This window comes from Chryseobacterium sp. BGA-UO-ETr-SB22 (assembly GCF_059567885.1).
Map to the genome: position 1 here is coordinate 3,216,574 of NZ_JCAQOV010000005.1, position 14,655 is coordinate 3,231,228.

A 14,655-nucleotide genomic window follows, 5' to 3' on the forward strand; every position below is an offset into this window, starting at 1 on the left:
TAACGATAATTTAACACAGTAAATCAATATTTGAACTATATTAATATAATTAGTATTTTTAGTAATTAAATATGATTAATTAAATGAAAGTTACTTTTGAAAGGGTAATTCCTAATGACAAGAGCTCGTTCCGCACGATTCATAATAACTCTCCTATTTCAGAATTCAAATGGGAGTATCATTATCATCCGGAAATTGAGCTTGTATGTGTCATTTCCGGGAACGGTACTCGTCACGTTGGATATCATAAAAGTAATTACACGAATGGTGATCTGGTGTTAATTGGGTCCAATATTCCCCATTCCGGATTTGGATTAAACTCGATTGATCCGCATGAAGAAATTGTACTTCAGTTTAAGGAAGAAATTCTCCAGTTTCCACAGCAGGAAGTTGAAGCTAGATCTATTAAAAACCTGCTGGAACTTTCAAAATACGGGATTCATTTTCATCATAAAGTAAAAAAAGTCATGCTTCCCAAACTGAAGCTTATGCTTGAATCGGAAGGTTACAGAAGATATTTGCTGCTGCTTGAGATTCTTTTCGAGCTTTCAAAATGTGAAGATTATGATCTTCTGAACAAAGAAATCATGCCTTACACCATTATTTCAAAAAATAAAACCCGCCTGGAAAATATCTTCACGTACGTAGAACATCATTATGATAAGGAAATTGAAATTGAACAAGTCGCCAAACTTGCCAATCTGACATTGCCGGCTTTCTGTAATTTCTTTAAAAAAGCGACTCAGATTACGTTTACAGAATTTGTCAATAGATATAGAATCAATAAGGCATGTCTGCTGATGGCACAGGATAAGTCTATTTCAGAATGCAGCTATCATTGCGGATTCAATAATGTGACGTATTTTAACAGGATGTTTAAAAAATATACAGGAAAAACGCCTTCAGAGTTTATCAAGAATTATTCTCACAATAAAGTCAATGTTGATTTGAAGGTTGAGAAAGAGACTAAAAGTAAGGTGAGTTTTTAATAGAAAAACAACGCTGAGACTCCTACGGAGTGACAAACTGTGTGGATAAACTAAGTCTTATAATTGTCATTCCGTAGGAATCCATACCTACATATGTAAATTTTGCAGACGTTTACAATAAAAAATAGGATTAGCTATACTGAGGCTCCTACGGAGTGACAAACTATATGGATAACTAAGCGTTATAATTGTCATTCCGTAGGAATCCAGACCTACATATGTAGATTTTACAGAGGCTTACAATAAAAAATAGAATTAGCTATGCTGAGACTCCTACGGAGTGACAAGCTTTGTGGATAACTAAGCGGTATAATTGTCATTCCGTAGGAATCCAGACCTACATATGTAAATTTTGCAGACGTTTACAATAAAAAATAGGATAAGCTGCGCTGAGACTCCTACGGAGTGACAAACTGTGTGGATAAACTAAGCGCAGATATTGCAATCAACAAAAAAGCCACTCCAAAAGAGCAGCTCTATATTATAATGAGTAAAAACCGGCAGCTAGATAATCAGTAACCGGTACAATTACTTATTTCCATTTAATATTACATCCCATGCTAGGTCTTTGAATTTCTTCCTGAGCTTCTCCAGCCAAAAGATTTTCAAAAGCAATGATCAAGTCTTCTCCAGTCACGTCCTTATTATTTCCCGGTCTTGAATCATCCATCTGACCTCTGTATACAAGATCCAGTTTATCATCAAAGAAGTAAAAATCCGGTGTACAAGCTGCATCATAAGCTTTAGCTACTGCCTGGCTTTCATCAAATAAATAAGGGAAATCAAAATTTCTTTCAATCTGAAATTCAATCATTTTTTCAGGAGAATCTGCCGGATATTTTTCAACATCATTAGCATTGATAGCGATGAACTCAATTCCTTGCTCGTTATAATCTTCATACAATTCGTTGATCTTGTCGATCACATGAAGTACAAACGGGCAATGGTTGCACATAAAGATTACCAATGTTCCTTTTTCTCCTTTCAGGTCTTCCAAAGACTGAAGTTCATTCGTTTTTGACGGGTTAGGAAGTTCAAAAAACGGAGCTTTTGTTCCTAGTGCCAACATATTTGAGGGAGTATTCATATCCTTTTTTCTTTATGGGCAAAGATAGATATTTCTTTTATTATTAAAACGGGTTCTGAAAGAGACATTTTTATTTTTAACATCACAAGAAAGAGAGACGTTATGAAGCTTCCAAAATAGTCATAGTCAAATTCTATCAATCTCTTTATTTTAAAAAGTTTTTATCTAAAACCAGCTTCCTGAGCTTATTCTCACTTCTTTCATCCCCTTGATTTAAAGTTTTTATACTCGTTTTTTACTGTTAAATGCAAAATATCTTTGGAAGTTATATTAAAAAGTTTGTAGTTTTGCTAACGCTGTTAGTAAAAGAAATATCAATATCATGGGTCTACATGAACGCCGTCAACGAGAAAAGGAATCCATCCGTGCAAATATTTTGCAGGCTGCATTTACCTTGGCTAAAACTGAAGGCTGGGCATCACTTTCTATGCGTAAGATAGCAGACGCTATTGAGTATAGTGCCCCGGTAGTATATGATTATTTTGAAAATAAAGAAGCCATTCTATTTGAAATTTCTTTAGATGGTTTTCACAATTTACATATAGAATTATTAAAAGCTCAGAAAAAACATAACACTCCGGAAGAGCAGCTTTCTGCTATTGTGGATGCCTACTGGAACTTTGCTTTTAAAAATAAGGAATATTACCAGCTTATGTTTGGTCTTGGGATGCAGTGCTGTGGAAAAGGGCAGATGAAAAAAGAATTTTCTTCATTTCAGGAACTGATCTATGAATGTACTTACGAGATTATTAAGAAAAATGGGTCTAATCCTGACAATGCCTGCCATATGTCTCATGCCCTATTTTCTGCCGTTCACGGAATGATCTCTATTATGATGATGCGTACTGCTGATATCCCTTCTACAATGAACAAGACAACATTGGACGAAACTGTTTCGGCTTTTATTAAGTCTTTGTAATTTTTTTTTGAATTAAAAATTAACACCGTTAGGAAACTTAACACTGAATTAACATAGATTATTTTGTGATTCCTGATTAAAAACCAAACCATTTATGGAGCAATTCATATCATTCAGCTGTTAAAAGTAATCATTTTTTGCTTATAAATTAACACTGTTAGTAAAATTAACACACCTTACACCATCATTATACACTTAAATACATTAAAACAATTTTCAATTATGGAAACTATCGACCCAATTGCACATTAAAAATCCTGTAATTTTTTTTGAACTAATTATTAACACTGTTAGGAAAAAACACAGCATTTATTAAAACACATTACTTACCTCTAACACTTCATTAAAAAAATTAAACCACAATGAAAATACCTGGAAAAACAAGGTTTATTGTACTTATTGCAAGTATAATTCTTTTACAGAGCTGTACCAAAGCTGCAGAAGGAGCCAATGCCGCACCGCCAGCTCCAGAACTTCCGGTTTATACCGTTCTTACATCACCCGCTACTACATATCAGGAATTCCCTACTGCTTTAGAAGGGAAAAATAACGTAGAAATCAGATCTCAGGTAGATGGATATCTGGATAGAATCTATGTAGAAGAAGGTGCTTACGTAAGAGCCGGACAACCTTTATTTAAAATAGATTCAAGAAGCTACGGCGAGCAAATGAATATGGCGCAGGCTAATCTACAGGCTGCTAATGCCAATATACAGAAGGCAAAAGTGGAAGTAGACAGACTTCAGCCATTGGTAGCTGCCAAAGTAGTTTCTGATGTACAGCTTAAAACAGCAAAAGCCAATTATGAAGCTGCTGTTGCATCTGCTGCACAAGCAAAAGCTTCGGTAGGAAGCGCAAGAATCAATGTAGGATTTACAACCATTACAGCTCCTGTAAGCGGATACATCGGAAGAATCCCTTACAAAAAGGGAAGTCTGATTTCAAGAACAGATGTAAATCCATTGACATTATTATCAGACATCAGTGAAATTTATGCATATTTCTCTTTGAGTGAACTGGACTTTATTGCTTTTCAGAATAAATATCCCGGAGCTACTCTGGAAGAAAAGCTGAAAAATATGCCAATGGTAGAATTGGTGATCGCTGACAACAGTACTTATCCTGAAAAAGGAAAACTAAGCATCGTAGACGGACAGTTTGATAAAACTACAGGAGCCATCAGTGTACGTGCCGTTTTCCCTAATACAAACGGAGCTTTAAGAACCGGAAATACAGGAAGAGTACGTATGCCGCAACTGATCTCGAATGCCGTAGTGATTCCACAGGAGTCTACTTTCGAAATTCAGGATAAAACCTATGTATATGTAATGGGTAAAGATCAGAAGGTAACCGGAAGACCAATCAAAATATCAGGAAAAACGGATAGCTATTATTTTATTTCTGAAGGGCTTGAACCTGGAGAAAAAATAGTATACACAGGAATTGGAAGCTTAAAAGATGGTGCATCTATCAAGCCGAAAAATATTTCTTCTGACAGCTTATTAAAAGCGAAACCATTATAATCCTTTCCGAATACAGAAGACTTAAAAAAATAAACTTCTTATGTTAAAACAATTTATAGAAAGACCGGTCCTTTCAACGGTCATCTCCATAATACTCTTATTATTGGGAGCCCTGTCTCTCTTTAATTTACCGATAGCCCTCTTTCCGGATATCGCTCCACCGAGTGTACAGGTAACGGCATTCTATCCGGGAGCCAACGCGGAGGTTGTAGCACGTTCGGTAGCCACCCCTATTGAGGAAGCCGTGAACGGAGTTGAGAACATGACCTATATGACCTCAAATTCCAGTAATGACGGTACAATGACACTGAGTGTCTTCTTCAAGCAGGGCGCTGATGCTGATAATGCAGCAGTAAACGTACAAAACCGTGTATCGAAAGCGATGAGCCAGCTGCCTCAGGAGGTAGTACAGGCCGGAATTTCGACACAGAAAGTACAGAACAGTATGATCATGTTCATGGGATTGACCAGTGAAGATGAAAAACAATATGATGAATTATTCCTTCAAAACTACCTGAAGATTAATGTTATTCCTCAGATACAGCGTATTCCGGGAGTAGCACAGGCTCAGGTATTCGGGACAAGGGATTATTCTATGAGAATCTGGCTGAAACCGGATCGTCTGGCTTCCAACAATCTTTCCCCTCAGGAAGTTCTTGGAGCTATTAAAGACCACAACCTTGAAGCGGCTCCGGGCCGTCTGGGACAGGGAAGTAAGGAAACTTACGAGTATATCCTTAAATACAAAGGAAAACTGAATAAGAATGAAGACTATGAAAACATCGCCATTAAAGCCAATAGTGACGGTTCTTTCTTACGACTAAAAGATGTAGCAAGAGTAGAATTCGGTTCTTATACTTATACTGCAACAAACAGAGTAGACGGAAAACCGGTTGCCGGATTTGCCATCTTACAGACTGCAGGTTCTAATGCGAATGAAATCCTGACTGAAATTGAAAGTCAGGTGAAAGTAATGGAAACTACTCTTCCAAAAGGAGTAAAACCAATTATCATGTATAACTCTAAAGACTTCCTGGATGCATCTATACATCAGGTTGTTGAAACGTTAATCATTGCCTTCATTCTGGTATTTATTGTAGTATATATTTTCCTTCAGGATTTCAGATCTACATTAATTCCGGCTATTGCAGTACCTGTTGCGATTATTGGAACATTCTTCTTCCTTCAGCTCTTTGGTTTCAGTATCAACATGCTTACGCTGTTTGCATTGGTTCTGGCCATTGGTATTGTGGTGGATGACGCCATTGTAGTGGTAGAAGCCGTCCATTCTAAAATGGAACAGACAGGAATGCCTGTAGAACAAGCTACCACGAATTCAATGAGTGAAATTTCAGGAGCTATTATTTCCATTACACTGGTAATGTGTGCCGTGTTTATTCCGGTTGGTTTTATGCAGGGACCTGCAGGAGTTTTCTACAGACAGTTTGCATTTACATTAGTCATTGCGATTTTAATTTCAGCAGTTAATGCATTGACATTAAGTCCTGCATTATGTGCGATGTTCTTAAATGATCCTCAGGGAGAACATGGTGAGCACGGTCATAAAAAAGGATTTGGAGCTAGATTTTTCAACGCATTTAATGTGAGCTTCAACAATATGACCCGAAAGTATATTTACAGCCTTAAATTTTTAATTAAAAATAAATGGGTTGCTGTAGGAGGACTTGCCATTATTACAGCAGCAAGTGTATTCCTTATCAAGAAAGCTCCGTCAGGATTTATTCCTACAGAAGATCAGGGATTCGTATTGTATGCCGTGAATACTCCTCCGGGAAGTTCATTGGAAAGAACCCACAGAGCGACTGCTCAGATTGATAAAATTATCAATGGTGAAAAAGCAACCAATCACCTTTGGGTAGCAGATGGTATGAACTTTATCAGTAACGCCAATGCTTCTCCATATTCTGCAGGTTTCATTAAGCTTAAAGATTATGACAAACGCGGTGAAATGAAAGATCCTGACCAGATTGCAGCAACATTAACAGGAAAGGTAAGCCAGGTGAAAGATGCCAATGCATTCTTCTTCAACTTCCCTACTGTTCAGGGATTCGGTAACGTTTCCGGATTTGAATTTATGCTGCAGGACAAAACGAACGGTTCTTTTGAACAATTGGGAACAACTACCCAGCAGTTCATTGGGGAGCTGATGAAGCGACCGGAAATTGCATTTGCCTTTACTACTTATGCTGCTGGAAACCCTCAGTATACGATTGATGTAGATACAGACAAAGCCAATCAGCTGGGTGTATCCGTTACAGAATTGATGCAGACTATGCAGATTTATTTCGGAAGTAGCTTTGTATCAGATTTCAACAGGTTTGGAAAATACTACAGAGTAATGGCACAGGCAGATATTCCTTATCGTACAGATGTCAACTCTCTGGAAGGAATTTATGTAAAAAATAAATCAGGAGAAATGGTTCCTGCGAAAACACTGGTTACATTAAAAAGAACTTTCGGACCTGAAACGGTAACAAGAAATAACCTTTTCAACGCAGTAACTATCAATGGAACACCAAAACCGGGATACAGTACCGGAGATGCCATCAAAGCGGTAGAAGAAGTTGCTCAGCAATCACTTCCAAGAGGATATGGATATGAGTGGACAGGGATTACCCGTGAAGAGATCAAAACAAGTGGACAGACATCATTCATTTTCTTCTTAAGTATCTTGTTTGTGTATTTCCTATTGGCAGCTCAGTATGAAAGTTATATCCTTCCATTTGCCGTTATTCTTACGATTCCAACGGGAATTTTCGGAGTATTTGCCTTTACAGGACTGGCAGGAATTGATAACAATATTTACGTTCAGGTAGGATTGATCATGCTGGTCGGGCTATTGGCGAAAAATGCCATCCTGATCGTAGAGTTTGCTGTACAAAGAAGAAAAGCTGGAAAAAGTTTGATAGAATCTGCGCTTCAGGCATCAAGATTACGTTTAAGACCAATCTTAATGACCTCTTTTGCCTTTATCGTGGGAATGCTTCCGCTGGTATGGACACAAGGAGCTTCTTCAAAAGGTAATCACTCTATTGGATACAGTACCGTAGGAGGAATGCTTACAGGAGTAATATTCGGGATCTTTATCATTCCGGTAATGTATGTGATCTTCCAGTATCTGCACGAAAAAATGCCAAGCAGAAAACAAAAAAGACTGAAGAAAAAACAAATGGAGGAAGAACTTTTAGCTTCAGCTCATTAATAAAAAATGAATGACAAAACTTAGAGAAAATTTTAAGACAAAGGATTAACTATTCTCCTGCTGTTCTTAATGGTTTAAAAAATCCAGCAATTTTCTCCTACTAAAGACAATTTTTGCATAAATGAAACCTCTCTGAGTTTTGTATTCAATTAAAAGTTTAAAAACTATGAAAAGAGTAAAAAATATTATTCTAACTTTTGCGCTGGCTATAGGCTCTGTATCATGTGTGTCCAAACTGGCATACACGGAGCCTGAACTGCCATTGCCGGAAAAGTTTCAGTATACTGCAACTGCCGATACAGCCAGCATAGCTAATCTGGAGTGGAAACAGTTCTTCAGCGATCCTATTTTACAGGGGCTGATTGAAAAAGGAATCAAAAATAACTACGACCTGCAGATTGCATTAAAGCAGGTTGCCTCTTCACAGGAAAAACTGAAACAGGCAAAATATATGCAATATCCGGATGTTGGTTTTGGAGTAAGCGGGCAAATTTCAAGGCCTTCCAAAAACAGCATGAACGGGCAAAGCTTAAATTTATTTTTAGGATCAAGTCATGTTGAGGATTACAATGCAGCCTTCAACCTTTCATGGGAAGCTGACATTTGGGGAAAAATTAAAAACCAGCAGGAAGTTTCAAGAATGCAGTATTTGCAGACTTACGAAGCTTCAAAAGCAGTTCAGACTCAGGTAGTAGCTGCCATTGCTCAGGGATATTATAATCTTCTGATGCTTGACAGACAGCTGGGAATTGCAAAATCAAACCTGGAACTAAGCAGTAATACATTACTCATCACACAAAAAATGTGGGAAAGTGGTGATAACACCTCTTTAGGTGTACAGCAGGCTTCTGCACAGAAACAAGCTACAGAACTTCTGATTACTCAATTGGAACAGAATATTGCCATTCAGGAAAATGCTTTAAGCATTCTTGTAGGGGAAATCCCTAATAAAGTAAACAGAACGATTGAAATGTCAGACACTTCCCTACCTCAGACTATCACTGCAGGACTTCCTGCAGCCATGGTAAGCAGAAGACCAGACGTTCGTCAGCAGGAACTTGTTTTGCTGGAGTCAAATGCTATCGTAGGAATTGCTCAGGCCAATATGTATCCGGCATTGAAGATTACAGCTAATGGAGGGGTAAACTCTTTCAAGTTTGATAACTGGTTTCAGATTCCGGCTTCATTATTCGGGTCTGTTCTGGGAGGACTTACCCAGCCTATTTTCCAGAAAAGACAGTTGAAAACGGATCTTGCAGTAGCCAAAATTCAAAGAGAGAAAAATGTTCTGGCATTCCGTCAGTCGGTATTAAATGCTGTAGGTGAGGTTTCAGATGCTTTGGTATCTAATGAAAACCTAAAAGCTCAGGAACAAAAAGCTACCGAGCAGGCAACTACCTTGAAAGACGGAATTAAAAGTGCACAGCTTCTTTACAAAGGAGGTTCAGCCAATTACCTGGAAGTGATTACAGCACAAGGAAATTCCCTACAGGCAGAGTTGAATCTGGCTTCCATTAAAAGACAGAGATTAAGCAGCATTGTAGATCTATACAGAGCGCTGGGCGGCGGTTGGAAGTAGTAAATTAAATTATATTTGTTTAAGATGCGGTTCTTTTCAGGACCGCATTTTTTTGTATTGCTTCTGTTTATTTACAATATGAATTTAAACTTAGATTCCTACGGAATGACATAGTGTATGGATAAACTAAGCGCCCAGTTTGTCATTCCGTAGGAGTCTATATTTCCAAAGCTTCTAAAGTCGTTTAATAATGTAAAAGTATTTACTTTTCAAACTCCTCCGCAATCCATTTTAGCAAATCTTCATACTCTTTTTCAGAATATCCTATCTGCAAATAATGAATATCATCGGCTTTTCTATACCAGGTCAACTGACGTTTAGCATATCTCCGGCTGTTCTTTTTAATTTCTGAAACCGAAAAATCAAGATCCCACTCACCATCAAAATATTTGAATAACTCTGCATAGCCTACCGTATTCAAAGCAGTGAGTTCTTTGAATTTCTCAAGACCTTTCACTTCATCCAGCAGCCCTTTTTCCATCATAATATCCACTCTCCTGTTGATTCTGTCATACAGTTCTTCTCTGGGAGCTTCTATTCCGATTCTGATTACATTAAAATCTCTTGAATCCTGGGACACAGCAATCAATTCAGAATATTTTGTATCAGTCTGCCAGATCACATCAATAGCGCGTAAAAGCCTGCGGTGGTTGTGAATATCCACTACACTGAAATATTCGGGATCGAGTTCCTGTAAAATTTCCTGAAGTTTTTCTATTCCTTCCTGTTCCAGAATAGTCTGAAGTTTTTCCTGGTTTTCAGTATTGGCTTCAGGCAGATCATGCAGACCTTCTATCACTGCCTTTTCATACATCATACTTCCGCCCACAAGAATAACGGTGTCATGCGTTGCAAAAAGCTCATTGAGTTTTTGAAGGGCATCTTCTTCATACTGCCCGATAGAATAATATTCTTCAACTGAAAGATTTCCGATAAAATGATGAGGTGCCCCGGCAAGTTCCTCTTCTGAAGGTGCCGCTGTACCTATTTTCATTTCTTTAAAAAACTGACGGGAATCACAGGAAATAATCTCCGTATTGAAATGCTGCGCCAAATCAATTGCCAATCTCGTCTTACCGATTCCGGTGGGGCCTACTACAGAAATCAAATTTTTCTTTTTCACAGCGCTAATTTACGAAAATGAGTTTATTTGAATTTTTATTTTTAAACATAAAATCTACAAAAAAGCTGCTGTTTATTTTGAACCATTAAGATTTTATGAAGCAGTTCAGAATATTAAGATGAGCTTCGCTTTTTAGTAGAACTCTTATCAAAATCTATGAGATTTTTTTCTTAATTAAACTTAACAGCTTAAATGTTCTTAATGGTTCAAAATAAATTTAAAAATTGAATGATTATATACTGTACGTTGAAGTTTCATGGTATTATAGTATAGACTTAAATGTTTATCTTTGTAGAACAATAAAAAACTATGATTTTATCAATGACCGGATTCGGTAGAGCCGAAGATGTTTTTGAAGGAAAAAAAATTACAATAGATATTAAATCACTGAACAGCAAGAGCTTTGATTTGAATATTAAAATTCCTTTACGTTATAAAGAAAAAGAATTTGAAATCAGAAAAATTCTTAACGATAGAATTATCCGTGGAAAAGTAGACTGCTACGTTAATATTGAGAACCTTGAAGAGTCCAATGATGTAAAAATTAATAAAAATTTAATTGAATCTTACATCAATGAGCTTAAAAACATAGCTTCTGACGGTCCAAATTTCGAATACCTTAAAATGGCAGTTAGACTTCCTGATGCTATCTCGTCAAGACCTGATGAACTTACGGCAGGTGAATGGGAAGCGCTGGCTAAAATTGTCAATAATGCTATTAACAGATTTGAGGAATTCAGAAAAACTGAAGGCAGCATTTTGCACGAAGAATTAAACAGAAATATTCAGAATATTGACAAATATCTTGGAGAAGTAATTCCTTTTGAGGAAGAAAGAATTGTCAGCGTGAAAGAACGTTATCAGAAATCTTTGAAAGAATTTGAAAACGTAGATGAAACACGTTTCTACCAGGAAATGGCCTATTTCACTGAAAAGCTTGATATCTCTGAAGAAAAGGTAAGACTTACCCAGCACTTAAAATATTATAAAGAAGTAATGGACAATGAATCTTTCAACGGAAAAAAACTGGGCTTTATTTCTCAGGAAATCGGAAGAGAGATCAATACATTAGGTTCTAAAGCCAATCATGCAGAAATCCAGAAACTGGTGGTAATGATGAAAGATGACCTGGAAAAAATTAAAGAACAAACGTTAAACGTATTGTAATGATAGGTACGGGCTAAGAGATGTGTGATGATCATTCCTAACAATGAACTCCGTAACTCGAAACCCGAAACCCGAAATCAAAAAAAATGGATAAAGTAATTATATTTTCAGCACCATCAGGGAGCGGAAAAACTACATTGGTAAAGCATTCACTGGAAACATTTCCTGAGCTGGAATTTTCAATCTCATGTACCACAAGACAGCCAAGAGGAAGTGAAATTCATCAGGTAGATTATCATTTTCTGACTCCGGATGAATTCAGACAGAAAATTTCTGAAGATGCTTTTGTAGAATATGAAGAAGTATATACTGATAAATATTACGGTACTTTAAAATCTGAAGTAGAAAAAATCTGGAATCAGGGAAAAGTTGTTATTTTTGATGTAGATGTAAAAGGAGGTATTTCGTTAAAAAAATATTTCGGTGAAAAAGCCCTGTCTATTTTTATAGAACCGCCTTCCATTGAAGAATTGGAACGAAGATTGATCTCCAGAAATACAGATGATGCAGAAACCATAAAAACCCGTGTAGCAAAGGCAGAAGAAGAAATGACCTACGCCGGCGAGTTTGACAAGATTGTTATTAATGAAGATCTTGATGCAGCTAAAAAAGAAATAGAAAGTTTAATAAAAAGTTTTATCAGTAATTAATGGCTGGAAGATAGAAGACGGAAGATGGAAGTAATCAAAATACTCTCAAAATCTAACTTTTAATTTCTCACCTCTAACTTCTGATCATAAAAAATTGAGGTTGATATGAGTACCGAAACATTAGAAAAAGCTAAATCTGCAATTCCTGTCAGAGGATTTCTGGATATAAAAGATATAGCCATTCCTCAGGGAGAAGAATTGGTAAAAGCCATTCTTAAACTTAAAGAGGAGAAAAATGCTGTTATTCTTGCCCATTACTACCAGCCGGGAGAAATTCAGGATATCGCTGATTTCCTTGGAGATTCTTTACAGCTGGCAAGACAGGCAAAAGATACCAATGCTGACATGATCGTATTCTGCGGCGTACATTTCATGGCAGAAGCGGCTAAAATTCTGAATCCAACTAAAAAAGTAGTTCTTCCTGATACTATGGCCGGATGCTCTCTGGCAGACGGCTGTTCAGGAGAAGGTTTAAGAAAGATGCGTGAACAGCACCCGAATGCTTTAATTGCCACTTACATCAACTGTAATGCAGAAACTAAAGCAGAAAGTGATATCATCGTAACAAGTTCAAATGCTGAAACCGTAATTGAAGCACTTCCAAAAGACAGACCTATTATTTTTGCCCCAGACAAAAACCTGGGAAGATATTTATCTAAGAAAACAGGACGTGATATGATCCTTTGGGACGGAAGCTGTATTGTACACGAAGCTTTTTCAATGGAAAGAATTGCCCAGCAGCTGGCGGATAATCCGGATGCAAAACTGATTGCACACCCTGAAAGTGAAGAAGCCGTTTTGAAACTGGCACACTTTATCGGTTCCACTTCTGCCCTGTTGAATTATGTAGAAAAAGACGACTGTCAGAAATTTATCATTGCAACAGAAGAAGGAATTCTTCACGAAATGAGAAAACGTGCTCCTCACAAGGAACTGATTCCTGCATTGGTTTTTGATGAAAGCTGTAACTGTTCGGAATGTTTCTATATGAAACGTAATACAATGGAGAAATTGTATTTATGTATGAAATATGAACTTCCTGAAATCCTTATCGACGAAGAATTAAGATTAAGAGCATTGAAACCTATTGAGGCTATGCTTGATCTTTCAAAAAGCATAAAATAATTGAAAAGCACTGTTTTTACACAGTGCTTTTTTATTTTAATCCGCAGTAATTGCAACAAAACAATCCATACTCACAACAACACACATTCTGCAATGTTCTGAGAGATTCCAATATGCTTCACATGAAGGATCACTGGAAGAGCCTGGTCCAAAAACCAGATGAGTAGGACAGCCATCACATCTTGATACACCAGCGCCTTTCATCTGTTCCAAATCTCTTCTGTTCAGTTTTTTTAAATTTTTCATAAAGTCTGATTATCTTTTAAGAAACTCCTCCGTCCACACATTCCATACTTACCAGCACACACATCTTGCAGTAGTCAGGAAGTCCCTGATAAGCAGAACATGGATATTGATATTCAGGCCCATCTCCGAATGTAGCGTGTTGTGGGCATCCTGCGCATCTTGAAGGACCTGCAGCTCCATTTAATTGTTCAAGCTCTTTTCTGTTTAATTTCTTTAAATTTTTCATAGTAGTTTTAATTATGATTTTTATGTTTTTACAACAAATTGATGATTTTTAAATAATATTATCCTATCCCTCCAGAACGATACAACTGCCTGGTATTGATGGATCATAAGGGAAAAGGTAAAGACAAACCTTACGTCCTCTAAAATCTGTACATACCGCACAACCTTTTGGTCCGCAGTCAAGATCAACAGCACAGGTATCTCCTCCACCTCCAATAATCGCTCTTAAATTTTCTCTGTTTAATTTTTTTGAATTTTTCATGGTCGTTTTAATTTTCAAATTAAATTTTGATTTTCTACTGGAACAATATAATTAGGAATCACCTACAACATGGGTGCATAGCAGGTTCCTCCCGGCTTCAGCCAACAGCCCCATTTTCCACCTCCACGAAAACAGACGAACTGCTCCCCTCCACATGCTTCAATTTGGATATCCGTAAAGCCTCCGTTAATACTTTTCTTTTCTTCTCTTGATAATTTCTTGATTGTTTTCATAGTATAATAATTTTAGTATTCAGTAATAAAAAAACAACAAACTTTTGTCATTAAAAATTAATAAGGACCGAAGCATTCAAAACTCACCAGTACCCTTCCTTTACAACATTCTGGTAAAGCATCATAATCAGCACATGATCTTGGTTCACCTGGTCCATACGGCCCGGCAGGACAGTTTGCATTACAAGGGCCTATTCCACCGTTGACTGATTTTAAATCGTCTCGTTTGATTTTCTTTAGATTTTTCATGTTTATTTAGTTATTGGTTTAGATTATAAATGTAACATTTTTAATCAATTACAAC

15 protein-coding genes are annotated in these 14,655 nt (G+C 37.0%); 8 read left to right on the forward strand and 7 right to left on the reverse strand.

The annotated features are described in order from the left end of the window. Positions 1 to 83: 83 nt before the first annotated feature. Positions 84 to 989: an AraC family transcriptional regulator gene (locus AC57AW_RS21950; RefSeq protein WP_496353581.1), complete on the forward strand. Its 906-nt coding sequence runs from the start codon at positions 84 to 86 to the stop codon at positions 987 to 989. 532 nt (positions 990 to 1,521) lie between these two features. Here the strand turns inward: AC57AW_RS21950 and AC57AW_RS21955 are convergent. Then, a complete protein-coding gene (locus AC57AW_RS21955; RefSeq protein ID WP_318846592.1) occupies positions 1,522 to 2,076 on the reverse strand; it encodes a thioredoxin family protein in 555 nt (184 codons plus the stop codon). A 322-nt stretch (positions 2,077 to 2,398) separates the two neighbouring features. On the opposite strand from AC57AW_RS21955, the gene AC57AW_RS21960 reads away from it, so the two are divergent. The 4 genes from AC57AW_RS21960 (at position 2,399) to AC57AW_RS21975 (ending at position 9,320) form a co-directional block, all read left to right on the forward strand. Further along, positions 2,399 to 2,995, forward strand: coding sequence for a TetR/AcrR family transcriptional regulator (locus AC57AW_RS21960; RefSeq protein ID WP_318846591.1), 597 nt, complete (start codon positions 2,399 to 2,401; stop codon positions 2,993 to 2,995). Positions 2,996 to 3,357: 362 nt separating this feature from the next. Then, positions 3,358 to 4,518, forward strand: coding sequence for an efflux RND transporter periplasmic adaptor subunit (locus AC57AW_RS21965; RefSeq protein WP_496353582.1), 1,161 nt, complete (start codon positions 3,358 to 3,360; stop codon positions 4,516 to 4,518). Positions 4,519 to 4,558: 40 nt separating this feature from the next. Then, complete coding sequence (locus AC57AW_RS21970) at positions 4,559 to 7,741, forward strand: efflux RND transporter permease subunit (protein ID WP_496353583.1); 3,183 nt, start codon at positions 4,559 to 4,561, stop codon at positions 7,739 to 7,741. A 166-nt stretch (positions 7,742 to 7,907) separates the two neighbouring features. Continuing rightward, the gene (locus AC57AW_RS21975; protein ID WP_318846588.1) at positions 7,908 to 9,320 is read left to right on the forward strand and encodes an efflux transporter outer membrane subunit; all 1,413 of its coding nucleotides are present in this window, start codon (positions 7,908 to 7,910) and stop codon (positions 9,318 to 9,320) included. Positions 9,321 to 9,522: 202 nt separating this feature from the next. Here the strand turns inward: AC57AW_RS21975 and miaA are convergent, their stop codons facing one another. After that, positions 9,523 to 10,443, reverse strand: a complete 921-nt coding sequence (gene miaA, locus AC57AW_RS21980) for a tRNA (adenosine(37)-N6)-dimethylallyltransferase MiaA (protein WP_496353584.1) — start codon at positions 10,441 to 10,443, stop codon at positions 9,523 to 9,525. Between the two features lie 309 nt (positions 10,444 to 10,752). On the opposite strand from miaA, the gene AC57AW_RS21985 reads away from it, so the two are divergent. The 3 genes from AC57AW_RS21985 to nadA all read left to right on the forward strand — a co-directional run bounded on the left by AC57AW_RS21985 (position 10,753) and on the right by nadA (position 13,385). Continuing rightward, the gene (locus AC57AW_RS21985; RefSeq protein WP_318846586.1) at positions 10,753 to 11,610 is read left to right on the forward strand and encodes a YicC family protein; all 858 of its coding nucleotides are present in this window, start codon (positions 10,753 to 10,755) and stop codon (positions 11,608 to 11,610) included. 86 nt (positions 11,611 to 11,696) lie between these two features. After that, positions 11,697 to 12,260 carry a guanylate kinase gene (gmk, locus tag AC57AW_RS21990; protein WP_496353585.1) on the forward strand — a complete coding sequence of 188 codons (564 nt, stop codon included), beginning with the start codon at positions 11,697 to 11,699 and terminating at the stop codon, positions 12,258 to 12,260. A gap of 105 nt (positions 12,261 to 12,365) precedes the next feature. After that, positions 12,366 to 13,385: a quinolinate synthase NadA gene (gene nadA, locus AC57AW_RS21995; protein WP_496353586.1), complete on the forward strand. Its 1,020-nt coding sequence runs from the start codon at positions 12,366 to 12,368 to the stop codon at positions 13,383 to 13,385. A 36-nt stretch (positions 13,386 to 13,421) separates the two neighbouring features. Here nadA and AC57AW_RS22000 read toward each other — a convergent pair whose 3' ends face one another. The 5 genes from AC57AW_RS22000 to AC57AW_RS22020 all read right to left on the reverse strand — a co-directional run bounded on the left by AC57AW_RS22000 (position 13,422) and on the right by AC57AW_RS22020 (position 14,600). Continuing rightward, positions 13,422 to 13,631 carry a hypothetical protein gene (locus AC57AW_RS22000; protein ID WP_496353587.1) on the reverse strand — a complete coding sequence of 70 codons (210 nt, stop codon included), beginning with the start codon at positions 13,629 to 13,631 and terminating at the stop codon, positions 13,422 to 13,424. 16 nt (positions 13,632 to 13,647) lie between these two features. Continuing rightward, complete coding sequence (locus tag AC57AW_RS22005) at positions 13,648 to 13,857, reverse strand: bacteriocin-like protein (RefSeq protein ID WP_047379010.1); 210 nt, start codon at positions 13,855 to 13,857, stop codon at positions 13,648 to 13,650. 63 nt (positions 13,858 to 13,920) lie between these two features. Then, positions 13,921 to 14,118, reverse strand: coding sequence for a bacteriocin-like protein (locus AC57AW_RS22010; RefSeq protein WP_496353588.1), 198 nt, complete (start codon positions 14,116 to 14,118; stop codon positions 13,921 to 13,923). 62 nt (positions 14,119 to 14,180) lie between these two features. Then, positions 14,181 to 14,351, reverse strand: coding sequence for a bacteriocin-like protein (locus AC57AW_RS22015; protein WP_318846582.1), 171 nt, complete (start codon positions 14,349 to 14,351; stop codon positions 14,181 to 14,183). 57 nt (positions 14,352 to 14,408) lie between these two features. Next, entirely contained in the window at positions 14,409 to 14,600 is a 192-nt protein-coding gene (locus tag AC57AW_RS22020) for a bacteriocin-like protein (protein ID WP_318846581.1), read from the reverse strand. Between the last annotated feature and the right edge of the window lie 55 nt (positions 14,601 to 14,655).